Source organism: Parasphingorhabdus flavimaris, from assembly GCF_013371215.1.
Lineage (GTDB): Bacteria > Pseudomonadota > Alphaproteobacteria > Sphingomonadales > Sphingomonadaceae > Parasphingorhabdus > Parasphingorhabdus flavimaris.
Genome location: NZ_JABWMH010000005.1, coordinates 186609 through 207277, shown reverse-complemented (window position 1 = coordinate 207277; position 20669 = coordinate 186609). Strand labels below are relative to the sequence as shown.

General features: G+C 57.8%; 26 protein-coding genes, 1 tRNA gene and 1 pseudogene. 8 read left to right on the top strand and 20 right to left on the bottom strand.

Annotated features, from left to right (window positions below):
• Positions 1–216: 216 nt before the first annotated feature.
• Together HUO14_RS15680 and HUO14_RS15675 are read left to right on the top strand one after the other, a co-directional pair.
• Positions 217–789, top strand: a complete 573-nt coding sequence (locus HUO14_RS15680) for a DUF2975 domain-containing protein (protein WP_176280774.1) — start codon at positions 217–219, stop codon at positions 787–789.
• Positions 789–995, top strand: a complete 207-nt coding sequence (locus tag HUO14_RS15675; protein ID WP_176280773.1) for a helix-turn-helix domain-containing protein — start codon at positions 789–791, stop codon at positions 993–995. The genes HUO14_RS15680 and HUO14_RS15675 overlap by 1 nt, the downstream gene beginning before the upstream one ends.
• Here the strand turns inward: HUO14_RS15675 and HUO14_RS16450 are convergent.
• The gene (locus HUO14_RS16450) at positions 992–1564 is read right to left on the bottom strand and encodes a TetR/AcrR family transcriptional regulator (RefSeq protein WP_343046116.1); all 573 of its coding nucleotides are present in this window, start codon (positions 1562–1564) and stop codon (positions 992–994) included. The genes HUO14_RS15675 and HUO14_RS16450 overlap by 4 nt on opposite strands.
• A 123-nt stretch (positions 1565–1687) precedes the next feature.
• Between HUO14_RS16450 and HUO14_RS15665 the strand changes: the two genes are divergently transcribed.
• Both HUO14_RS15665 and HUO14_RS15660 read left to right on the top strand, forming a co-directional pair.
• Positions 1688–2056, top strand: a complete 369-nt coding sequence (locus HUO14_RS15665) for a hypothetical protein (RefSeq protein WP_176280772.1) — start codon at positions 1688–1690, stop codon at positions 2054–2056.
• A 14-nt stretch (positions 2057–2070) separates the two neighbouring features.
• Positions 2071–3510 carry an 8'-apo-carotenoid 13,14-cleaving dioxygenase gene (locus tag HUO14_RS15660; RefSeq protein ID WP_176280771.1) on the top strand — a complete coding sequence of 480 codons (1440 nt, stop codon included), beginning with the start codon at positions 2071–2073 and terminating at the stop codon, positions 3508–3510.
• An 83-nt stretch (positions 3511–3593) separates the two neighbouring features.
• Here the strand turns inward: HUO14_RS15660 and HUO14_RS15655 are convergent, their stop codons facing one another.
• From HUO14_RS15655 to HUO14_RS15590, 14 genes are all read right to left on the bottom strand, one after another.
• Complete coding sequence (locus HUO14_RS15655) at positions 3594–5999, bottom strand: putative bifunctional diguanylate cyclase/phosphodiesterase (protein ID WP_176280770.1); 2406 nt, start codon at positions 5997–5999, stop codon at positions 3594–3596.
• Between the two features lie 128 nt (positions 6000–6127).
• A complete protein-coding gene (locus HUO14_RS15650) occupies positions 6128–6814 on the bottom strand; it encodes a phosphorylase family protein (protein WP_176280769.1) in 687 nt (228 codons plus the stop codon).
• Positions 6807–7346 carry an adenine phosphoribosyltransferase gene (locus HUO14_RS15645; protein WP_176280768.1) on the bottom strand — a complete coding sequence of 180 codons (540 nt, stop codon included), beginning with the start codon at positions 7344–7346 and terminating at the stop codon, positions 6807–6809. Before HUO14_RS15645 ends, HUO14_RS15650 begins: the two co-directional genes overlap by 8 nt.
• 180 nt (positions 7347–7526) lie before the next feature.
• Positions 7527–7901: a 50S ribosomal protein L7/L12 gene (gene rplL, locus HUO14_RS15640; protein WP_176280767.1), complete on the bottom strand. Its 375-nt coding sequence runs from the start codon at positions 7899–7901 to the stop codon at positions 7527–7529.
• A 42-nt stretch (positions 7902–7943) separates the two neighbouring features.
• Entirely contained in the window at positions 7944–8456 is a 513-nt protein-coding gene (gene rplJ / locus HUO14_RS15635) for a 50S ribosomal protein L10 (protein ID WP_176280766.1), read from the bottom strand.
• A gap of 403 nt (positions 8457–8859) precedes the next feature.
• Positions 8860–9240: a GFA family protein gene (locus tag HUO14_RS15630; RefSeq protein ID WP_176280765.1), complete on the bottom strand. Its 381-nt coding sequence runs from the start codon at positions 9238–9240 to the stop codon at positions 8860–8862.
• Between the two features lie 82 nt (positions 9241–9322).
• Positions 9323–10102, bottom strand: coding sequence for a transglutaminase-like domain-containing protein (locus HUO14_RS15625; protein WP_176280764.1), 780 nt, complete (start codon positions 10100–10102; stop codon positions 9323–9325).
• 106 nt (positions 10103–10208) lie between these two features.
• Positions 10209–10910 (bottom strand): 50S ribosomal protein L1, encoded by a 702-nt coding sequence (gene rplA / locus HUO14_RS15620; protein WP_176280763.1) that lies wholly within the window; start codon positions 10908–10910, stop codon positions 10209–10211.
• Positions 10911–10914: 4 nt separating this feature from the next.
• Positions 10915–11346, bottom strand: coding sequence for a 50S ribosomal protein L11 (gene rplK / locus HUO14_RS15615; protein ID WP_176280762.1), 432 nt, complete (start codon positions 11344–11346; stop codon positions 10915–10917).
• A gap of 149 nt (positions 11347–11495) precedes the next feature.
• Complete coding sequence (nusG, locus tag HUO14_RS15610; RefSeq protein ID WP_176280761.1) at positions 11496–12032, bottom strand: transcription termination/antitermination protein NusG; 537 nt, start codon at positions 12030–12032, stop codon at positions 11496–11498.
• 26 nt (positions 12033–12058) lie between these two features.
• On the bottom strand, positions 12059–12253 hold the full coding sequence (gene secE / locus HUO14_RS15605) for a preprotein translocase subunit SecE (protein WP_176280760.1): 195 nt from the start codon (positions 12251–12253) through the stop codon (positions 12059–12061).
• 143 nt (positions 12254–12396) lie between these two features.
• A complete protein-coding gene (locus tag HUO14_RS15600) occupies positions 12397–12972 on the bottom strand; it encodes a DsbA family protein (protein ID WP_176280759.1) in 576 nt (191 codons plus the stop codon).
• Positions 12966–13658, bottom strand: a complete 693-nt coding sequence (locus tag HUO14_RS15595) for a DsbA family protein (RefSeq protein ID WP_176280758.1) — start codon at positions 13656–13658, stop codon at positions 12966–12968. Before HUO14_RS15595 ends, HUO14_RS15600 begins: the two co-directional genes overlap by 7 nt.
• A 48-nt stretch (positions 13659–13706) precedes the next feature.
• Positions 13707–14594 (bottom strand): phytanoyl-CoA dioxygenase family protein, encoded by an 888-nt coding sequence (locus tag HUO14_RS15590; protein ID WP_246255723.1) that lies wholly within the window; start codon positions 14592–14594, stop codon positions 13707–13709.
• Between the two features lie 110 nt (positions 14595–14704).
• On the opposite strand from HUO14_RS15590, the gene HUO14_RS15585 reads away from it, so the two are divergent.
• A complete protein-coding gene (locus tag HUO14_RS15585; protein ID WP_176280757.1) occupies positions 14705–15313 on the top strand; it encodes a TetR family transcriptional regulator in 609 nt (202 codons plus the stop codon).
• Between the two features lie 3 nt (positions 15314–15316).
• Here HUO14_RS15585 and HUO14_RS15580 read toward each other — a convergent pair whose 3' ends face one another.
• Both HUO14_RS15580 and HUO14_RS15575 read right to left on the bottom strand, forming a co-directional pair.
• Positions 15317–15706, bottom strand: a complete 390-nt coding sequence (locus HUO14_RS15580; RefSeq protein ID WP_176280756.1) for a VOC family protein — start codon at positions 15704–15706, stop codon at positions 15317–15319.
• A gap of 28 nt (positions 15707–15734) precedes the next feature.
• Positions 15735–15810, bottom strand: a tRNA-Trp gene (locus HUO14_RS15575).
• A 243-nt stretch (positions 15811–16053) separates the two neighbouring features.
• Between HUO14_RS15575 and HUO14_RS15570 the strand changes: the two genes are divergently transcribed.
• Positions 16054–16434: a PilZ domain-containing protein gene (locus HUO14_RS15570; protein ID WP_246255721.1), complete on the top strand. Its 381-nt coding sequence runs from the start codon at positions 16054–16056 to the stop codon at positions 16432–16434.
• Positions 16435–16546: 112 nt separating this feature from the next.
• Here the strand turns inward: HUO14_RS15570 and HUO14_RS15565 are convergent, their stop codons facing one another.
• Positions 16547–16942 carry a YbaN family protein gene (locus HUO14_RS15565; protein ID WP_176280755.1) on the bottom strand — a complete coding sequence of 132 codons (396 nt, stop codon included), beginning with the start codon at positions 16940–16942 and terminating at the stop codon, positions 16547–16549.
• A 120-nt stretch (positions 16943–17062) separates the two neighbouring features.
• On the bottom strand, positions 17063–18235 hold the full coding sequence (nhaA, locus tag HUO14_RS15560; protein ID WP_217908047.1) for a Na+/H+ antiporter NhaA: 1173 nt from the start codon (positions 18233–18235) through the stop codon (positions 17063–17065).
• 231 nt (positions 18236–18466) lie between these two features.
• Here nhaA and HUO14_RS15555 point away from each other — a divergent pair, with 231 nt between their 5' ends.
• Both HUO14_RS15555 and aat read left to right on the top strand, forming a co-directional pair.
• Positions 18467–19372: a hydrogen peroxide-inducible genes activator gene (locus HUO14_RS15555; protein ID WP_176280753.1), complete on the top strand. Its 906-nt coding sequence runs from the start codon at positions 18467–18469 to the stop codon at positions 19370–19372.
• Positions 19373–19435: 63 nt separating this feature from the next.
• Entirely contained in the window at positions 19436–20287 is an 852-nt protein-coding gene (gene aat, locus HUO14_RS15550) for a leucyl/phenylalanyl-tRNA--protein transferase (protein WP_176280867.1), read from the top strand.
• A 35-nt stretch (positions 20288–20322) separates the two neighbouring features.
• On the opposite strand, the pseudogene HUO14_RS16335 reads toward aat, so the two are convergent.
• Positions 20323–20574, bottom strand: a pseudogene (locus tag HUO14_RS16335) (DUF2155 domain-containing protein); the annotation flags it as partial.
• Between the last annotated feature and the right edge of the window lie 95 nt (positions 20575–20669).

The following is a 20669-nucleotide window of genomic DNA, read 5'->3' as shown; positions in this document are numbered from 1 at the left end:
CTGGCGCGCCGCGCGACTGCACGCCCTGTCTCGAAATCTGTGGTGAGCGCGGGATATAGGGAAATACCGGCTTTCGGTCAAGTGGCTGGCCGGCGAGAAATGGAAGAATTGGAAGCATGTTTGGGGATGCCCGGCCGTATTTATTGAAAAACAATAAATATCTTGACGATATTCGATAATCTGTTATTGTTAAACGATAAAAACGGAGATTCGAACATGGAATATAACGTGAAACCGGGTACGGAACCCAACGATCTTGTGCTGAAGTCGGCGCGCGGCATTTTGATTTTGTCGAAATGGCTTTCGCTGTTCGCGATTGCGGCGGTCACTCTTGGCCTGGCGACCTTGCCCTTCACCTACCAGGCCGGGCTGGCTGAACTTTCCAAGGTCTTTGTCAATCCACCCGCGCCCGAAGCTGCAGGTCTGATCGCTCTCATCATGGCAATGGGCATCGTCATTCTGCTGCTGACGCTTTTCGCGATCAATCGCCTGCGCAGGATCGTCGATTCGGTGGGGGCCGGCAACCCGTTTACGCGGATCAACGGTACCCGCTTGCGTGGCATCGGTATCGCGGCTTTGGCCATCCAGATCGTGACATTTTTCGGCAGCCTGCTCGGTGACGGCTTGCTGACCATGCTCGGTGACGTGAAGCCGGGCGTGGATTTCGCGATGTCGATCGATGCCAGCATCTCGCTTTCCGGCATCTTGCTGGTCCTGCTGCTGATCATCCTTGCGAGAGTGTTCGATCGCGGGGCAGAAATGCGTGAAGAGCTGGAAGGGACGATTTGATGGCGATCACCGTCAAACTCGACGACCTGCTTCATGATAACCGGATGACGCTGACCGAATTGGCCGAGCGGGTGGATATCACGCTCGCCAATCTGTCGATCCTGAAAACCGGCAAGGCAAAGGCGATGCGGTTTACCACGCTCGAAGCCATCTGCCGCGAATTGCAATGCCAGCCAGGGGACCTGCTGGTATTCGACCAGGATTAGCCGGCGCTGAAATCCGTCATCAGCACAACCTTGCGGACCATCGCCGGATCATAGGCCACCTGGCCATCGAGAATGAGCATGGCCAGTCCATGGACCAGAGACCATGCGTGGAGCGCGGCGGCAGCGCGCTGATCCCTGGACATTTCGTCCGGCATGGTGGCGGCGATGCCGGCGCGCAGCTGGTAAAAGGCCTCGCCCATCGCGCTCGGGTCGTCGGTGGCCAGATCGACCTGGCCGACCCGGTTGTAGATCAGCCGCAGCAAGGCCGGGTTTTCGACCGCCCATTTGACATAGGTGACACCGACCTCGGCGAAACCGTCCCGCCCGCCCCCGGCTTGTGCAGCCGCTGCGGCCTGATGCGCGCCCAGACGGGTCAGGCCCTCCAGCGCCAGGGCATCCAGCAAGGCATCCTTGTTGGGGAAATGGCGATATAGGGCAGTGGCGGAGACTCCCAGATCGCGGGCCAATGCGCGCAATCCGAGATCCGGTTGCTCCTGGCTCTCCAGACGCTCCATGCCCATTTGCAGCGCCGACGCGCGAAGGTCCCCGTGATGATAAGGCGCGTTCACAGGGGAATCCGGCGCCACGATCCGCCTCGGGAAAGAGTTATGTTGACACTGTTATCATTGACTGGCATGTTAACATCATAAACATCGCGAGTCGATTTGCCAAGTCGGAAGGGACCGCTGCCAATGTTAGTTTACGCAATCATCGTCGCCGTGCTTGGACTGGTCGTCGCGGTGGCCCATTCGGTGCTTGGCGAAAAGGTCATTCTCGGCCCACTCTATCGCGAGCAGACTAGCGGTCTATTGGCGGCGCGGGCGACGCGTGACGTTATCCGGGCGGTGTTCCACGTTCCGTCACTGGCCTGGGCAGGACTCGGCATAGCGGTGCTGCTCAACCGGCTGCAGTCGGGCAGCGATCTCTTGCCGGTCACTGCAGCGATCATTTTTGCGCTGTCCGGCATCGGCAATCTTGCCGCGCTCCGCCGTCCGCATCCCGGCGGATTGATATTGCTGGCAATGGCTATCGCTACAATCGCCGACATCAGATTCAACTAGAAGGAATTTTCAACATGGCTTCAGTAATCGAAAAAACCATCCGCGCTGCGGTCACGCCTGTTCTGGGTGCAGTCTCCAAATATAACCGCAAGCGGATGAAGGCGCCGACCGGCGGGCATCCCTATCTGACCGGCGTCCACAAGCCGATGACCGAAGAAGTCACGCTGGCTGATCTGAAAATCGATGGCGATATTCCCGCACAGCTCGACGGACGGTATCTGCGCATCGGTCCCAATCCGGTGACCGCGCCCGATGAAGCGAGCTATCACTGGTTTACCGGCGACGGCATGGCCCACGGCATTCGCATTCAGGACGGCAAGGCGAAATGGTATCGCAACCGCTGGATCCGCAGCAATGCCGTCAGCGATGCGCTGGGCGAACCGCGCAAGCCGGGCACCCGCAAGCCACGCACCGACACCGCCAATACCAATATCGTCAGCATCGCCGGCAAGACCTTTGCGATTGTCGAAGCTGGCGGCTTTCCGGTCGAGTTGACCGACGATCTCGAGACGGTGAAGCATAATCCCTTCGACGGCACCCTGGTCAACGCCTTTTCCGCTCACCCGCATCTCGATCCCGAAACCGGCGAGATGCATGCGATCTGCTATGATGCGCCGGTCATGGACAAGGTGTGGCACGTCGTGCTTGGTGCCGACGGCAAGGTGAAACGCGAAGAACCGATCGCGGTCAAGGACGGCCCGTCGATCCATGACTGCCAGATTACCGAAAATTATGTGCTGGTGTTCGACCTTCCCGCGACATTCTCGATGAAGCGGATGCTGGGCGGATTCACTTTTCCCTACGACTGGAATCCCGCCCATGGCGCGCGCGTCGGTCTTTGTCCGCGTGACGGATCGGGTGCCGATACCCTGTGGTGCGATGTCGAGCCCTGCTATGTCTATCATCCGGCCAATGCCTACGAGACCGATGACGGCAGCGTGATCGTCGACGTGGTGGTGCACGAAAGCACTTATGCCCGCACCACTTTCGGTCCGGGCGGCGAATGGTCGCGGCTGGAACGCTGGACCGTCGATCCGGTGACCAAGACCGTCGATCGAAAGGTCATTGATGACCGGGCGCAGGAATTCCCGCGCTATGACGAACGGCAGACCTCCAGACCCTATCGCTATATCTATGATATCGCATTGGCCGGGCGGCCCGACGAGCTCGACATGGCGGGAACCGAATTGTTCAAACATGATCTCCAGAGCGGTGACAAGCTGGTTAGGGATTTTGGCCCGGGACGTCATCCGGGCGAATTCGTGTTTGTTCCCCGGTCACCGGATTCGGCGGAAAATGGCGGTTGGCTGATCGGCCTGGTGATCGACGCCGAACATGAGACAAGCGAACTGCAGATTCTCAACGCCGACGATTTTCTCGGCGAGCCCCAGGCGGTGATCCATCTGCCCCACCGGATACCGCCAGGTTTCCACGGCAACTGGATGGCGAATTAGGCAGCCCGGTGTTCCGGTGCAGGTGAAAGCGACGGGGCGGGTCTGACGATGCAGGCATGCGACTTTCTCTGGTCACGCTGCTTCTAACCTGCCTTCCGGAAAAGCGAGACAGGGGCTTCGACCGGTTCGGGTTCGGCGCTTTGTTCGCCGATCTCGCGAAGCTGGACCGGTCGCTCGACCGTTGGTGCAATCCGCCCGACCACGCTGGCAGCAGGCATCGCCTTGCTGAACAAATATCCCTGGACCTGAATGCAGCCTTCCAGTTTCAGCTGGCTGAGCTGGTCGCTGCGCTCGACCCCTTCGGCGGTCGTCACCATGCCAAGGCTGGTCGCAAGACCGGTGACAGCACGGATGATCGCCCGGCAATCCTCACGGCTGTCGACCCCGTCGACAAAGCAGCGATCGATCTTGATCTTGTCGAACGGAAAGCTGCGCAAATAATTGAGCGAGCTGTAGCCGGTGCCGAAATCGTCGAGCGCGATGCGCACGCCGAGCGACCGGATTTTGTGCAGCAATTCCACGTTGGACTGATTGTCGTTCATCAGCACGGATTCGGTGATTTCGAGCTCCAGCCGCTGCGGGGCGATGCCGGTCGCGGCCAGAGCATTGATAATCGTCGGCATCAGATTGGGGCTGCGCATCTGGGCCGGCGAGAGATTGACGGCTACGGTCAGATGCTCGGGCCAGTTGGCGACCTCGTGCAACGCCGATCGCACGACCCATTCGCCGAGCTGGACGATCAGGCCGGTATCTTCGGCCACCGGGATGAAGACATCCGGCATGATCATCCCTTTTTCGCTATGGTTCCAGCGCAGCAGCGCTTCATAACCGATGATCTCGCTGGTCTCGATACTGACCAACGGCTGGTAAAAAAGCTCCAGTTCGTTGCGTTTCAACGCGGCGCGCAGGTCCACTTCGATATTGCGCCGTTCCTGCACCGCTTCGTGCATCGACGTTTCGAAAAGCGCGGCACATCTGCGCCCGTTTTGCTTGGCATGGTAGAGCGCAATATCGGAATATTTGACCAGTTCCTCGCATCCCGTGCCGGCCTCGGGGGCGATTGCGATGCCGATGCTGACGCCGGTCGTGATGCGATGTCCGTCCACTATCAACGGTTTCGAGACATTTTTGATAATCTCGTTCGCGATCCTCATGACATCGTCATTCGAACCACAGTTGCGCAAGGAAATCGCGAATTCATCGCCGCCGAGACGAGCGACCATCCCCTGGATACCGATCGTCTGTTCGAGCCGGCTTGCGACCGATTTCAGAACCGTGTCGCCTGCGCCATGTCCCAATGTATCGTTGATCGTCTTGAAATCATCGAGATCGAGATAGAGCACCGCCAGTTTCTGGTCGTCCCGCATCCGGCTGACCGAGCGTTTCAGCGATTGATTGAACAGGGCCCGGTTGGGAAGATTGGTAAGACTATCGAAATGGGCAAGATGGGCAACCTTTGCCTCGGCTATCCGGGCGCTGGTAATATCCGCAGCAACGCCGCGCATATGTTTGCTCATGCCATCCCTGGTCTTGATCCGTCTGCCGGACAGTCTCCACCAGCGCAATTCTCCGCGAATCTTTATCGGAGCGTGGATGTCGCGAAATGGCTCGCCTGCGGCCAGACTTTGAATCAGCTGGTTGCGCTCGGCTGAATCCTCGAACAGGTCTTCCAGCGGCATATTGCGCAATTCGCGTATTTCCTTGTCGACTGCGATCGCGAAGCGTGCCGACGGATTGACGATCAAATGACGGTCATTGATTTCCCACAGCCAGTCAGAACTTTGTTCGGCATAATCATGGAGCAAAAGCCGGACGGTTTCCGCCGCATCCTTCTTCTTGGACGCGTGGATATGACGCTGGACGAAATTGAAGAAGAACATCCGGAAAATATAGTCGATACACAGAGCGAAAAAGACCAGCAGAACCGCCGCGCTGATACCGGCATATCCCTCTGCCGCGATGAACGAGAGCGCGTGGATTGTCGTGGTAATCAGCAGATAATAGGTTTGCGCCCGGGGTATGCTGCCATAGACAAAACCGCCCAGGGCCAGACCGCCCATCGCCAATATGGCGATGTCCAGGCTGAAAGGAATCTGTCCAAAAGCAAAGGGAATGCTCAATATGCTGGAAAAGGCGATGCCGGTGATGATGCTTTCAAGAACGATGCTTTTGGTCACCGCCTTATAGTCCGCCGTATCGGGGTCGAGGGCGACCTGGCGAAAATAGTTTCGACCGCCCATGAAACCGGCAATGACCAGAAAGAAACTGGACACGGCAATATAGTCCGGCCCGGCAAAGGCAAACAGCATGACGAGAGCATAAATGCCCAGCGGCAAGGTGACCAGGATACCGATGCGGGAAAGCTGGCCGAAGGATTTAAGCTGTTCGCGGGCGACGAGTTCGGCGGTCTCAGGATCAACACTGATCTTGAAATTCCAAATCTTTTTCTGCATTTCCAGCAATCGCTGAAGCGTAATTCTCTCGCCCATGCGCACCCCGAGTTACTCAATTTTACTATTAGCTGGCAGCCAATATAGAATTAGAGTTTTCACATCGTTAATTACGGTAGGTGGGGCGCGAACTGAAGGTCTTCGCCGACAGCAAGCTCAAAAGCGTCTTAAATCCGGCTGATAAATTCTGCGGCAGCGTCCGCGGCGCGCCTGGCGGCTGCGGAAAGATTGGCATGAAAATCACCCGAACTGTCGCTGTTCGCGCCATCGGTAACAGCCTTGATTCCGGCCCAGGGCAGATCCAGCATCGCGGCAATCTGCGCCACCGCCGCGGTCTCCATATCGACCAGATCGGCCATGAGCGTGTCGCGCAGATAGGCCGAGCGTTCGGGACATTTGACGAAACAGTCGGCGGTCGCGATCCGCGCCCGGGGCAGGGCGAGAGCGTCGGGCATGGGATGCGATGTGAACGGGTTCCAGTCGGCCGGACCAATCGGCCATGTGCCGGCGTCATAATGGGTAAAGCCGTCATGCTCGCCGAATTTCTCCAGCGTCCCGTAATCGGCCTGCAGGGATTCGTGGAGATAGAAACAGTCGCCCTGGATGGTGCTGACATGACCAGCGGTGCCGATCACCAGAAACAGGTCGGGGCAGAAATGGCCGTGCATATAGAGAGCGGCGGCACCGGCATGGACCTTGCCGATACCGGAACAGAGAATGGCTACCCTTTTCCCGCCATGATCGAGCTGGCGGATTGCGCCAAAAGGGCTGTCCAGCCTGGTTGCGGGCTGATCGTGAAGCAAGGCGTCCGCTTCGTCCTGAACGCCGGTGATGACCGCTACATGCTCAATCACCGGCAAAGGCCATCAATGCGAGCGGCTTGACCCCGGCTGCGGACAGCTTTTGCGCGCCGCCGAGATCGGGCAGGTCGACGATGAACAGCGCCTGGGAAACAATCGCCCCCTGGCCACGCAGTAATTCGACTCCGGCCATCGCCGTCCCGCCGGTCGCGAGCAGATCGTCTACCAGCAAGACCCGCTGGCCCGGCTGGATCGCGTCGACATGCATTTCGATCCGGTCGCTGCCATATTCCAGCGCATAGTCGATGCTGACCGCCTTGCCGGGCAATTTGCCCGGTTTGCGCAGCATGACCTTGCCCTTTTCCAGAGCATAGGACATCGCCGCCGAAACGATGAAACCGCGCGCCTCGATCCCCGCAATCACGTCGAAACTGTCCGGATCGACCAGTGCAATCATCCGGTCAATGGTCCGGCGAAAGGCCGGCCCGTCGAGCAGCAGGGTTGATACGTCGCGGAACTGGATTCCCGGCTTGGGATAGTCCGGGATCGTCCGCACGAGATCGATCAGGTCTTGATTGTCGGTCATATAGTCCCCCGGAAATGCCAGCTGCCCTAGTCGCGCAGCGGCCCGGCCATGTCAATCATTGTGCCCAGACGGCCAGCGGAGGGACGAGGGGGTGCCATGCTGGCCACCATGAAAAGGGCAAAAAAAGGGGCGGCTTCCAAACCGGAAGCCACCCCAAATTTTTTCAATAAACCGTTAGGCTTATTTGAGTTCGACGGTACCGCCGGCAGCTTCGATCTTGGTCTTGATTTCTTCTGCTTCAGCTTTGCTGACGCCTTCCTTGATCGCCTTAGGCGCGCCTTCGACGAGGGCTTTGGCATCGGTGAGGCCAAGAGCCGTGATCGCACGGACTTCTTTAATCACCTGGATTTTCTTGCCGCCGTCGCCGGTCAGGATTACGTCAAATTCGGTCTGCTCTTCAGCAGCTTCGCCACCGCCTGCAGCAGCAGGTCCGGCAACAGCAACAGCAGCAGCAGCGGAAACGCCCCACTCTTCTTCCAGTGCCTTGGACAGTTCAGCCGCTTCCATGACGGTGAGTTTCGAAAGTTCTTCAACCAGTTTTGCAATATCAGCCATTTTAAATACGCTCCAATTTTCTAAATATTTGAAAAGTTAAATTCATTCACCGGTAGCGGCATAAGCGCCAACTACACGGGCAAGGGCTCCAGCTGGTTCTTTGACAATCCGGGCGATTTTCGTTTGTGGTGCGACAAGCAGACCAACAATCGTTCCGCGCAGTTCATCAAGAGATGGCATGGAGGCCAGAGATTTTACGCCAGCTTCGTCAAGAAGGGTGTCGCCCATTGCGCCGCCAACGATTTCCAAATTCTCGTTGGTTTTTGCAAATGCCACTGCGATTTTTGCAGCGGCCACCGGATCATCCGATGTAGCGAGCGCGACCGGACCCGTCAGCATATCTGCTATCGGGGCATAGTCGGTGCCTTCCAGAGCCAGTTTGGCAAGGCGGTTTTTAGAGACTTTGAAGCTTGCGCCTTCGTCCCGCATTTTCGTCCGCAGCTCGGTAGACTGAGCCACAGTCAGGCCCAGGTTGCGTGTTACCACGACCACCCCGGCCTGCTTGAAAATAGCGTTCAGAGCGACAACCGCTTCGGTCTTTTGACCACGATCCATATTTTGCTCCTTCACGTGGACTGCGTTTTTGACGCGCAATCCAATTCTAGTAACCGTCACCCCGGCGAAGGGATGACGAGCGAAAGGACTGACCGAAATCAATCCTGTATAATCCGAAGGGGGGTTTTGGCCGTTCTGCCGCGTTGGAAAACGCTGGCTGCGTACCCGTGTGTTGCCACACGAAAAAACTGATCCCCGTCTAGGCTGGAAATTAAGAGGGGCATATTCCCCTCACCGGCTGTCTCGGACGGAAATTGCGATTCTTTTGACGGAAGCACAATTTGTAGGAGAGCCATTAGCGGGTGGGGCGGGGATGTCAAGGGGTAGGGGGTACCCTCATGCAACTGCGCCTAATCCGCTGCGCGAATAAGGCTTCATATCCTTCTCCCTCACGGGAGAAGGTTTACTGATCCTTCTGCAGCACCCCCGGCTCAATCTCGTAATAATCCCCCTTGTCGCCGACAAAGATATGGCTCCAGATTTTCGTGCCGGTCGGCTGGTCGAAACAGCCCATGGCGATGGCGATCTTGTCGTGGTGGATCGGGTCCCAGAACAGGAAAGACCCGCAGGTCTGGCAGAAGCCGCGGCGGACTTTTTCGGAGGACTGGTACCAGCGGACCTGGTCCCCGCCGCGGATCGTGACGGCGCTGGTCGGGACGTCGATCGAGGCCCAGTAATGGCCGGACTGCTTGCGGCACTGGCTGCAGTGGCAGGCGTCGGCTTCGGGCAGGTCGCCGGTAACTTCAATCTGGATCGCGCCGCAGAGGCAGGAACCCTTGTGCATATATTCCTCCCGATAATTCTTCGGCGCCAAGTCTAACGGAAAAGCCCCGCGCTTTGAAAGCCGGAATTTGTCGGCGGTCTTTTCAGGCGCGGGTCACGGCCACCCGCTGCTCGACCATATTCATCCTGCCAAAGGCGGTGAGGAAGGAGACGTCGGTGGCGTCGCGGCCGATGCCGATCACCGCCATGTCGGATGGCTGGGCCATGCCCGTCGGGTCGATCAGGTGCCACCGGTCGTCCAGAAAAACTTCGGGCACGGCGTGGAAATCCTGGGGCTGGACATCGGGCGCATAAGTGCTGGCAAAGCGCGCCGGAATATTGGCGCATCGGGCCATGCTGATCATTATATGGGCATAGTCGCGGCAAACGCCCTTGCGCGCGGCAAGGCTCTGTTCGGCGTTGCACTGGACATTGTCCGCATCCGAACCATAGGTCATGGTCTGTTTGATATAGTCGGCCATCGCGGCGACCAGCGGGCCGCCCTCGAGGCCGGGAAACTCGCCGGTGACAACAGAATCAAAAGCGTTGACCGAGCAATAGAGCGAGTTGAACAGATAGGGAACGGTATGACCGGGCAAGTCGTTGAGAGCGGTCGCGGGCAGGGTGGCAAAATCGGGATTGGCGCGGTCGATAGTCACCAGCGCATCATAAGAGATATCGAGCCGATCCTGCTGGCTGGTCCACAGCCGGGTGCCGATACCGTCATGGGCCGCGACGCTGGTCTTGTCACCGGTCGGGCCGATATCGATATTTGCCTGCGCAACGATCTGGTCGGGGGTCTCCGCCGCCTCGACCTGGACCAATATCGTGCACGGCATCGGGAGGCGGTAGGATAATTTCGCGCTGATCTGCAATCTGGTCATATCGTCCGCCTCTCACGGTCATAAGAAAAAGGCCGGGATTGCGCCCGGCCTTTTCCAAATCAGTTCATGTATCGTACCCGCTTTTGCGAGTCCGACACGCAATGGATCAAATCCCTTCAATCTCTCCGAGATTGATTTTGAGACCCGGGCCCATGGTCGTGCTCAGGCCGACCTTGCGGACATATCTGCCCTTGGCGCCGGCTGGCTTTGCCTTGATCACAGCATTGACGAGCGCATCGAAATTCTTGCGCAGATCGGCTTCCTTGAAGCTGGTCTTGCCGATGCCGTTATGGATGATGCCGGCTTTTTCGACGCGATATTCGATCTGTCCGCCCTTGGCGTCCTTGACCGCTTGCGCGACATTCGGGGTAACCGTGCCGAGTTTCGGGTTCGGCATCAGACCCTTGGGGCCGAGCACCTTACCGAGACGGCCAACAACACCCATCATGTCCGGGGTTGCGATAACGCGATCATAGTTGAGGTCGCCGCCCTGCATGGCTTCGAGCAGATCTTCTGCACCAACCGTATCGGCGCCGGCTGCCTTGGCTTCGTCTGCTTTCGCATCCTTGGCAAAAACGGCAACGCGTGCTGTTTTGCCGGTTCCGGCAGGCAGCGAGATCACGCCGCGGACCATCTGGTCAGCGTGGCGAGGATCGACACCAAGATTGATCACAACATCAAGCGTTTCGTCAAATTTCGAAGTCGATGCGAGACCTTTCAGGGTCTTGATCGCTTCGTCGATGCCGTACAGCTTTTCGCGATCAACTTCAGCGTTGATCTTCTGCATTTTTTTGGAGAGTTTCGCCATGTTCTTATCCCTCCACCACGTCTACGCCCATCGAGCGCGCGCTGCCTGCGATGATTTTCATTGCCTGTTCGATGCTGTTGGCATTGAGGTCGGCCATTTTGGTTTCGGCGATTTCCTTGATCTGCGAAGTCTTGATCGACCCGCCAGAAACCTTGCCCGGTTCGCTTGAACCTTTTTTCAGCTTGGCGACCTTCTTGATCAGATAGCTGGCTGGTGGTGTCTTGGTTTCAAAGGTGAAGCTGCGATCCGAATAGACGGTAATCTTCGTCGGGATCGGCGTGCCTTTTTCAAGCTTGTCTGTTGCGGCGTTGAACGCTTTACAGAAATCCATGATGTTGACGCCGCGCTGACCCAATGCTGGGCCGATCGGCGGGGATGGATTTGCAGTACCGGCGGGCACTTGCAAATTGATATAGCCATCAATTTTTTTAGCCATTTGGCTGTCCTTTCATTCTTTTGGGATTGGCGACATTGCCGCTCCCGCAAATTAAGTGGTCAAGCGGAGAGTAAACTCTCCTCCCACAGTGGTATTCGAAACCGGAGTTTCAAATTCTGTCTGTTCCGGACATGATCCGGAACATGAAACTAGCTGATCAGGTCGACTTCGCCGAAGTCCAGTTCGACCGGGGTTGCGCGGCCAAAGATGGACACGGAAACCTTGACCTTGTTCTTGTCGAAATCGAGTTCCTCGACAATGCCGTTGAAGCTGTTGAACGGGCCGCTCTTGACCTTGACCTCGTCGCCGATTTCGTAGCTGACCGTGATCCGTTCTTTCGGAGCGTTGGCTGCTTCTTCCTTGGTATTGAGAATGCGCGCGGCTTCGGATTCGCTGATCGCCTGCGGCTTGCCGCTGCTGCCGAGGAAGCCGGTGACCTTGGGCTGGTTCTTGACCAGGTGATAGACATCATCGGTCATTTCCAGCTTCGCCAGAACATAGCCGGGGAAGAATTTCCGTTCGGACTGGATTTTCTTCCCGCGTTTGACTTCGGTAATGGTTTCGGTCGGGACTTCGATATCCTCGACCAGCTCGGTCAGGCCGAGACGCTTGGCGTCAGCCTCGATCGCTTCCTTGACCTTGTGTTCAAAGCCCGAATAAGCGTGAATGATATACCAGCGTGCCATGCGAATAACCTAAAAATCTGTTGGGATTAAGCGAGGCTCAAGAGCCAGGCGACAAGCCCGTTAAAAACCGAATCAACGCCCAGAAAAAACAATCCGAGAATAGTCGTCATGATCAGCACGAGGATCGCCGTACGGACGGTCTCGGGCCATGTCGGCCAGACGACCTTGTTGGTCTCGGCCTTGACCTGATTCATGAATTCGCCTGGATTGACTTTCGCCATGCTTGATTCCTTAAATTCGCTTCCCGGTTTCCGCATAAACTCCGGGTGTCAGTCGTTTGACCGTGGTCGGATATATGCATGATTTCGGAAAGAACCAGCCCTTTAACCGCAGATTCCCGGATTCGCAAGAAAAGAGTGGGATTTTACGCGACTTTGCCCGCTTCGATCAGCGACCGTATCCACGGAAGATGTTCGCGGCCAACGAAGAGCTGGTCGGCAATGACATAGGAGGGTGATTCGAAAACGCCCAATTCTTCCGCTTCGCTTCGAATCGAAACCAGTCTTTCGCCCGCCGATTGCGGGTCGGGCAGGGATGTTTGCACCGAAGAGAGCAGGGCCGCCACGACCGCTTCATCGCCAAGATCTGCCTGTTCTGTCCAGTAAGCGGCAAAGGCAGCCCGGATGAACGGGACGGGATCGCCATCAAGGCCGGCCATTGCCGCAAGGGCGACTTCACTGCCGGCAGGTGTTTGGGAAAAGTGCATCTCGCGGCCCTGAACCTTTGCATAATGCAAATGCGTGTCGCGCTGGGCGATGGCGCGGACGCGGCGGTGCCGCTCGCCCACGGTTTCGTCCGCTTTCTCTTCGGGAATCGAAAAGGGCCGGACCGAAAAGGGAAGCCATTTGATATGGACGCCCGTTTCGCCTGCCAGCGCCAGTGTCGGGTCGAGCGCAAGGAAAGAAGCCGGTGACTTGAAATCGATGAAGACGCTCAGCATGGCTGTGGCTCCCGGTCATCAATCTCGTAGGCAATATCCGGGGCCGGGGCTTCGCGGCCCTGAAGGTGCCAGCGAACAAAGGGGAGATGCTCGCGGCCGAACAGGATTGTGCCGTCAAAGACATAGGTCGGGACGCCGTAGATTCCGCTCGGGTGAAGCTGTTTCTGGAGCGCGTCATGTTGCGCGCGACCCTCACCCGCGACGAAGGCGGCAAAGTCTTTTGAATCGATTCCGGCCTGCTCCAGACAGGCTTCGACCACCGCGATATCCTCAATATCCAGTTCCCGCCGCCAGAAGGGCGGATAGACCGCTTCGAAATAATCGCCGAGCCGGTCGCGGTCGGTCTGCATGACCCAGGAAATAGCGATATTGGCGATCGACGAGTCCCATATTTTCTCGGTCCCCTTGAGGATCATGCCCTGACGCTCGACATAGCGGCGGGCATCGCGATAGCCATATTTGATCCCCGTCCACTGGCTGGCGCTGCGCGTGCTTTCGACGACCTTGCCCTTGCTCTTGCGCGCAGAACCCAGATAGCTGGGAATATCGAGCGTCAGCGGCCGCCAGTCAAAACGGATGCCGAGCGACTTCTCCAGCGCCAGCGTCGGCCGGATGGCGACAAAGGCGTAGGGGCTTTTGATGTCGACATAGACGATCAGCGGGGCGTCGCTCTCCAAGGCTTTCATGCATTATCTCTCCTGCAAAGCAGATGGTTGGCGCGGCAGGGTCCGCGGTCAGTCGCTCTTGGGCGTCAAAATCCTGCTCGGGTGCATGCCGTCGACATAGCCCATGAACGGCGGGTGGATATTATAGCCCAGCAGTTCCTGCACCCGTTTCGGGAGACGTGCCACTTTTTCCGGCGGCACCGCCAGCAATTGCTGCTCCAGCGGCCGGCACCAGCCCTTGCAAAATTGCGGTGTGACGATCAGGCGCTGGGTATCGGAGCTGTTGCCACCGCCGCGATGCCATAATGTGCCTTTTGCCAGCATCAGCGAGCCGGCGGGCATGACTGCCTTGATCATGTCGGGATGGTCATCCGTGCTGTCGCTCTTTTTGTCCGTGACACCGGTCTGGAAATCGGAGCCGCGATTGGCGCCTGAAGGCTGCTCATTGCCCCATTTGTGGCTGCCGGGGATGATCTCGGTGGCGCCATTGGTTGCGGTGGTGTCGCTGATCGACCAGAAGGTCGACAGGCTGAGCGGGTCGCGCGGCCGGGCCAGGCCGCAATGGCTGTCATCGAAATGCCAGGGCTGGACGGTTTCTCCGGGATGCAGGTTGATCGCGAGGCAGGCATAGAGCAGGCAGCTTTGGCCGAGCTCCTTTTCGGCAAAGGCCAGTTGCAGCGGATGGGAAATCAGGTCGGCGAAGACCGGATCCTTGTCGAGCATCCCGTAAATGCGGTTGGACCGGTCGCCTTCGAAATTGTTGCGGCCGCGGATGTCGGCGTCGATCCAGGGCTTGAGCGCCGCGCGCTGCTGTTTCAGCTGTTCGGGGCTCAGAACGTCGGTGAAGATGACATAGCCTTCTTCCTGAAACTGGTCCCAGGCGTCGTCAAAACTGCGACCGTGCAAATAGGGGGCGAGGTCCGCCGCTGCTGTTTCAATCTTGCTCGCCAGGTTCATGGGGCCGCTCCGTAATCTGTTTATATCGTCTGCCTACCCAATATTTGAATTGAATTCAATTCAAATATTGGGTAGGGCGTTTTGTTTCAGGATTGCAAGGGAGGCGGGCCGTGGCCGGTCAAAGCAAAACAAGCGAAAGCTCCGACCGCAAGATCATGCGCGCCGCGAAAATATTGGCCGCTGCGGAAATGATCCTGCGTGAAGGGGATGGCGAGCTGGAAATGGGGCAGGTCGCCAAGCGGGCCGGCGTCTCGGTCGGGCTTGCCTATCATTATTTCGGTTCCAAATCCGGTATGCTCGGAGCGATAATTCATGCCTTTTACGATCGCTATAATCAGGTGGCGAACCAGTATATCGATCCGGATATCGAATGGGGCGTGCGCGAAAAACGCCGTTTAATGGCGGTCGTCGAATTTCTTTACCATGATCCGATGGCGCCGGTCATCCTCGGGAAAATGGCGCGGACCAATCAGGTCGCGGCGGTCGAATCTGCCCGTCATGAAGAAATGATCGAAATGGCGATCCGCAATATCAATTCGGGCATCAGGCGGGGGGATATCGGCTCCCATATTGATCCGACCATTGCAGGCGCAGCCATTACCGGAGCAATTCGCAGCGGCATCATGCACGCCATGGCGAGGGATCCGCAGCCGGATCCGGCGAAGCTCACGCATCAGATATGGGGGATGATCGCAGGTGCGCTCGATATCGCGCGATAGGCGTCAATATCGTTCGATGAGGTCCCATTTGTTGCCGAACGGATCGACCCATTTCACGACCATGCCATAGGATTCTTCCCGTGGTTCTTCGAGGAACAGGACTCCGGCGCGCTGCATGATCGCATAGTCGGTTTCGAAATCATAGGTTTCCAGAAACAGCAAGACGCGGTCTCCGGCCTGTTCGCCGATCACCTCTTCCTGCGCCTCGTTCGCGGCACGGGCCAGCAACAACCGGGTTTCGGTGCTGCCCGGCGGCGCCACCAATACCCAGCGCTTGTCTTCGGAAATCTCGGTATCCTCGATCAGTTCGAAGCCCATGAGTCCGACGTAAAACTCTATCGCCGGATCATAATCGGGAACGATCAGACTGATTGCGGAAATGAACTGGGGCATGAAGATTTCAGTTTATGGAGGAGAGAAATGGCAGGAGTGCACGGACTCGAACCGTGGGCCCTCGGTTTTGGAGACCGATGCTCTACCAACTGAGCTACACTCCTGCACGGGCCGTATCGCCCTTGCGAAACAGCCGGTTCGCGCGCCTTAGCGTCCCCTGATGGTTTCGGCAAGCGTGATTGTAACCCGAAGCCGCAAATCGCATGATGGTTAATTATGTGTGGACGCCTGTTTACCTCGAGAGGAAAGGACGGATTCACGGATTGATGTGATTATAGTCGCGTCGCTAACCGGGCATAGGCGTGCGCGGCTCTAGCCGAAGTTCAATTTACGTGCAGGAGACTGATATGGCAGACTCAATCGTTCGGAAACCTTCGGAAATTGCGAATGACGATGAACAGCTGATGTCCTACGGGATCGCGCCTCATGAAAATCGATGCGCCCCGCGCTATCGCCTGTCTATCCCGGCGAAAATGCGTTTTTCCTGTTCGAGCAGCTTCCCGGTGGAAGTGACCGACATGTCGCTCGCAGGATTTGCCTGTGACGCTCTGACCGCATCGCCTGCAGGCACTTTGTGCTGGCTGACGCTGCCCGGCCTTGGTGCGCTGGAGGCCGAAGTGGTCCGGCACGATAATGATGGCATAGGTTGTGCCTTCAAGAACCTGCTCAACCTGGCAGTGTTCAACCACTATGTGAGAAAATATCCGGTCAAGAACAAGGTGGGATAACAATATCCGCAAATCCCGGTGCGCTGATCCTGAACTTTTTCAGCTACTCCATACTGCCGGCTTTCCGGATATATTTCGAGGACGCGAACATCCGATTCGGAGGCAATGAAGATTATTCTTTATGCGCAGGGATGCGCTCGGCAAGTTTCCCGGGATCGGGCTCGTTGCGGGTCCATATCCAGCTTCCGCTGATCAGCGCTGCTACAATCGGAATGAGATTCCATGGCAGTTTGACAAATAGCAAGGCCAGCACGCAGCTGACCGCAAAAGCTACTGTGGCCGCCCATTTGCCGCGCCGGGTAATCGCCCGCCGCTCGCGCCAGTTGATGATGTGGACGCCAAAGACGTGATGCTCGACCAGCCAGGATTCCAGGCGTGGCGAGCTGTTGGCGAAACAGAAAGCTGCCAGAATGACGAAGGGCACCGTGGGCAGCAGTGGCAATATGACGCCGATGCCGCCGAGCCCGAGCGAAACAAGTCCCGCTGCCAGATAGAGTTGCCGTTTCATCCGGTTGCCCTATCACGGATCGAGGCGAACGCCGATAGTGTCCATGCGCTATCTTGCGACAAACGGATTCCGGCAGCAGCTGACCGAGCCGATCTGGTTCTCTGGGGTTCGACCCGAATATCAGGCCGGTCGCACTGGCGACGTCATCGGAGCCCATCGCAAGAAACAAAATCCCAACAGTCCCGAAACCAGCGACCCGCTCATCACGCCGAGCTTGACCGTTTCGATCTGCTCCGGTTCAGCAAAGGCAAGGTTGCCGATAAACAGGCTCATGGTGAAACCGATGCCGGTCAGACAGGCTAGCCCGTATAGCTGGAACCAGCTGACTCCGTCCGGGCGTTTCACGAGGCCGATCCTGGTCGCCAGAAAGATGAACCCGAACACGCCGATCTGCTTGCCGACGACCAGTCCGGCGGCCACGCCCAGTGCGAGCGGGGCCGCCAGGTCGTCAAGCCGCAGCCCGGCGAGCGACACGCCTGCATTGGCAAAGGCGAACAAGGGAAGAATCAGGAAGGCCGCCCACGGATGCAATATATGCTCGAGATGCTTTAGCGGAGAACTGCCGTCTTTTGCGTTCAGCGGAATAGCGAGCGCCGCGATCACCCCGGCGAGGGTGGCATGGACACCCGATTTCAATACGCAGATCCACAGGAATATACCCACCAATATATAGGGTGCGGTGCGAATCACGCCCAGTCTGTTCATCACGAATAACAATATCGTCCCGCCCCCGGCGAGCAAAAGCGAGACGCCGGACACTTCGCTTGTGTAAAACAGGGCGATGATGAGTATCGCGCCGATATCGTCGATGATCGCGATCGCGAGCAGCAATATCTTCAGCGATACCGGCGCATGTTTGCCGAGCAACGCGAGTACGCCCAGGGCAAAGGCAATGTCGGTAGCGGCCGGAATAGCCCAGCCGTTGAAATTTTCCGGCATGTTCCAGTTGAAATAGACAAATATCAGAGCCGGAATGGCCATGCCGCCAATCGCCGCGATGGCCGGGAGCGATGCCTGTTCAATGGTCGAAAGCTGTCCTTCGAGCAACTCGCGTTTGACTTCCAGCCCGATCAGAAAGAAGAAGATCGCCATCAGCCCGTCATTGATCCACAGCGCCAGCGGTTTGGCGATTTCCAGTCCTCCGAACTGTACGGCAACCGGGATGTCGAGGAAGCCGAGATAATAAGGGCTGAACATGCTGTTGATAGCGACCATCGCCAGCAAGGCCGCGCCAAATAATATGATGCCCGCGCTCGATTCCAGGGCGATGAATTCCTGAAGGGCTGTGCGCATTTTTTTTACCATCGAGACATCATCCTGCTGCTAAAATTCGGGGCGGCCAGTATTTGCAGAGATACTACCGCCCCGAGGTGGGGGAAAAGCCACGCGAGCCATGGCGATCATCCTCCTTCTGATATCGCGTGCCGGCGCCGATATGGTTGATATGGTGAAAAACTAATGATAAAACCAATCAAATGAAATCGCATTAAACGATAGATGATGTCTATAATTGGGGGTTCCGCCATGCCGACTTTTCGTCAATTTGAATATCTGGTTGCCGTCGCCGACCACAGCCATTTCGGCAAGGCGGCCCAGGCTGCTGGCGCTTCGCAGCCGACATTGAGCCATCAGTTGCGGGCGCTCGAGCAGAGACTGGGGGTGACGCTGGTGGAGCGGCGAACGCATGGCGCGGAACTCACCCCCGTGGGACGTGAGATCGCCGATCGCGCGCGGCAGGTATTGATCCAGGTGAAGGACATCCGTGATCTGGCGGAGCGGGCGAGCGACAGTCTGGCGGGGATATTGCGGTTCGGCGTATCACCCACCCTCGGTCCCTATCTGATGCCGCCGGTGATTGCCGCCTTGCACCGCACCCGACCGGACCTGCGCTTTTACATGCGTGAAGGAATTCCCGATCTGCAGGCGATGGAGCTGACCAAAGGCTCGATCGACATGCTGCTGGGGCCGTTGCCGATCGAAGGTGACAACCTGCAGATCGAGCCGCTGTTTCGCGAACCGCTGATTCTGGTTGCGCCGCCCGATCATCCGCTTGCAGCACGCGAGGATCTTGCCCTTGCCGATCTCGGGGGGCTGCCGGTGCTCAGTCTCGACCGCCGGCATCATCTGCACCGCGATGTGGCGCGCCAGTGCCAGCTGCATGACATGAACCTGCTGCGCGACTATGAGGGCACCAGTCTGGACAGCGTTCGGCAAATGGTTGCGTCAGGGCTGGGGCTGGCGATTCTGCCGGAGCTTTACGTGCGTTCCGAACTGAACCGCGGCGGCGACGTTGCCTTGCTGGATGTCGAAGGCTGGTCCGCTACCCGGAGTATCGGTGCTGCCTGGCGCACCAACGCAGGCTTTGCCCAGGAATATGCCGCAATCGCCGAGAAAATTGCCGAAGAAGCACGGGTGTTGATGTCTGCATGACCGGCGGCAATATCAGACGATTTCTGACTGTCCGAATGGAGTTGATCGGGTTATTCAGTGTCCATGGCCATTGATCTCGACCTGCTGCTGAAAGCTTATGCGTCGGGCATATTCCCGATGGCGGACGCGCGTGACGATCCCGATGTTTTCTGGGTGGAACCAAAAGCCAGGGCGGTCATTCCGCTGGACAATTTCCAGATGTCGCGTTCGCTCCGCAAGACCATCAGGTCCGACCGCATTCGGGTCACCGCCGATACCGCCTTTGCCGATGTGATCGATATTTGCGCCACGCAAGCCGCCGATCGCCAAGAAACCTGGATAAATGCCGAAATCGAGGAGGCGTTCAACCAACTGCACCAGCTTGGCCATGCCCATAGTGTCGAGTGCTGGCAGGCGGATGAAGCAACCGGTGAGGCGAGGCTGGTCGGCGGTCTCTACGGTTTGGCGATTGGTGGTGCCTTCTGCGGTGAAAGCATGTTCTCCCGCAGCCGCGACGCGTCCAAAGTTGCATTGGCGTGGCTGGTGGCCCGCTTGAACGTCGGCGGATTCGAGCTGCTGGATTGCCAGTTCATGACCGACCATCTGGCATCATTGGGAGCGATTGAAATCAGCCAGGACGAATATGTCGACAAGCTCAGAAAGGTCAGGGGCTATGCGCCGTCGTCCGTGGTTTCGGCAATAAGGTCGCCGATCGGGTCTGCCGGCGCTCTGGTCGCCGGAGGCGCCGGTCGCGGTGCAGCGGGCGCTGGCGTAGCAGGAGCCGCGGTTTCCGGCGCTGTTTCATTTGGAGCGCTCGACGCGCTGTTGGCGAGATTTGACGAAGACCTTCTCGGCGCTGTCGGATCTGCCGAATCTCCCGGCGTCTCCTCTTCTCCGGGGAAGCTCATCGCGCAGCTTTTGACCCAGACATCGTAAATCGGATGCTCGACCACATTCAGGGACGGTGACTCGCGGAACAGCCAGCCGGAGAAAACGCGTTTCCATTGATCGTCACCGGCCCGGTTGGGCGGGCGTTCATTGACCAGCAACTGGACAAAAGCACCCTGTTCCGGGCTCAATTCCCAGGGGGCGCTTTTTTCGCAGGCCCGCAGCCGGACGATCGCGCGCCCGATCCGGATCGACTGGCCGGGTTTCAGTTCGAGATCGCGCGTCAGGCCATTGCGCTTGTTGAGGAAACCAAGCGTCGCGACGCGTTCCGCCATCGGTGTCCCGATTTGTTCGGTGACCGGCGTGACCAGATCACCGTCGGTCGCCGCAACCACGGCTTTCTCGGCCGCCTGACCGGTAGCATTTTCAT

Excerpts from the sequence above, each read along its gene's own strand:
- HUO14_RS15680 (WP_176280774.1), top strand. The coding sequence starts at position 217 with ATGGAATATAACGTGAAACCGGGTACGGAACCCAACGATCTTGTGCTG.
- HUO14_RS15675 (WP_176280773.1), top strand. The coding sequence starts at position 789 with ATGGCGATCACCGTCAAACTCGACGACCTGCTTCATGATAACCGGATG.
- HUO14_RS15665 (WP_176280772.1), top strand. The coding sequence starts at position 1,688 with ATGTTAGTTTACGCAATCATCGTCGCCGTGCTTGGACTGGTCGTCGCG.
- HUO14_RS15660 (WP_176280771.1), top strand. The coding sequence starts at position 2,071 with ATGGCTTCAGTAATCGAAAAAACCATCCGCGCTGCGGTCACGCCTGTT.
- HUO14_RS15655 (WP_176280770.1), bottom strand. The coding sequence starts at position 5,999 with ATGGGCGAGAGAATTACGCTTCAGCGATTGCTGGAAATGCAGAAAAAG.
- HUO14_RS15645 (WP_176280768.1), bottom strand. The coding sequence starts at position 7,346 with ATGACCGACAATCAAGACCTGATCGATCTCGTGCGGACGATCCCGGAC.
- rplL (WP_176280767.1), bottom strand. The coding sequence starts at position 7,901 with ATGGCTGATATTGCAAAACTGGTTGAAGAACTTTCGAAACTCACCGTC.
- rplJ (WP_176280766.1), bottom strand. The coding sequence starts at position 8,456 with ATGGATCGTGGTCAAAAGACCGAAGCGGTTGTCGCTCTGAACGCTATT.
- HUO14_RS15630 (WP_176280765.1), bottom strand. The coding sequence starts at position 9,240 with ATGCACAAGGGTTCCTGCCTCTGCGGCGCGATCCAGATTGAAGTTACC.
- HUO14_RS15625 (WP_176280764.1), bottom strand. The coding sequence starts at position 10,102 with ATGACCAGATTGCAGATCAGCGCGAAATTATCCTACCGCCTCCCGATG.
- rplA (WP_176280763.1), bottom strand. The coding sequence starts at position 10,910 with ATGGCGAAACTCTCCAAAAAAATGCAGAAGATCAACGCTGAAGTTGAT.
- rplK (WP_176280762.1), bottom strand. The coding sequence starts at position 11,346 with ATGGCTAAAAAAATTGATGGCTATATCAATTTGCAAGTGCCCGCCGGT.
- nusG (WP_176280761.1), bottom strand. The coding sequence starts at position 12,032 with ATGGCACGCTGGTATATCATTCACGCTTATTCGGGCTTTGAACACAAG.
- secE (WP_176280760.1), bottom strand. The coding sequence starts at position 12,253 with ATGGCGAAAGTCAATCCAGGCGAATTCATGAATCAGGTCAAGGCCGAG.
- HUO14_RS15600 (WP_176280759.1), bottom strand. The coding sequence starts at position 12,972 with ATGCTGAGCGTCTTCATCGATTTCAAGTCACCGGCTTCTTTCCTTGCG.
- HUO14_RS15595 (WP_176280758.1), bottom strand. The coding sequence starts at position 13,658 with ATGAAAGCCTTGGAGAGCGACGCCCCGCTGATCGTCTATGTCGACATC.
- HUO14_RS15590 (WP_246255723.1), bottom strand. The coding sequence starts at position 14,594 with ATGAACCTGGCGAGCAAGATTGAAACAGCAGCGGCGGACCTCGCCCCC.
- HUO14_RS15580 (WP_176280756.1), bottom strand. The coding sequence starts at position 15,706 with ATGCCCCAGTTCATTTCCGCAATCAGTCTGATCGTTCCCGATTATGAT.
- HUO14_RS15570 (WP_246255721.1), top strand. The coding sequence starts at position 16,054 with ATGGCAGACTCAATCGTTCGGAAACCTTCGGAAATTGCGAATGACGAT.
- HUO14_RS15565 (WP_176280755.1), bottom strand. The coding sequence starts at position 16,942 with ATGAAACGGCAACTCTATCTGGCAGCGGGACTTGTTTCGCTCGGGCTC.
- nhaA (WP_217908047.1), bottom strand. The coding sequence starts at position 18,235 with ATGCGCACAGCCCTTCAGGAATTCATCGCCCTGGAATCGAGCGCGGGC.
- HUO14_RS15555 (WP_176280753.1), top strand. The coding sequence starts at position 18,467 with ATGCCGACTTTTCGTCAATTTGAATATCTGGTTGCCGTCGCCGACCAC.
- aat (WP_176280867.1), top strand. The coding sequence starts at position 19,436 with ATGGCCATTGATCTCGACCTGCTGCTGAAAGCTTATGCGTCGGGCATA.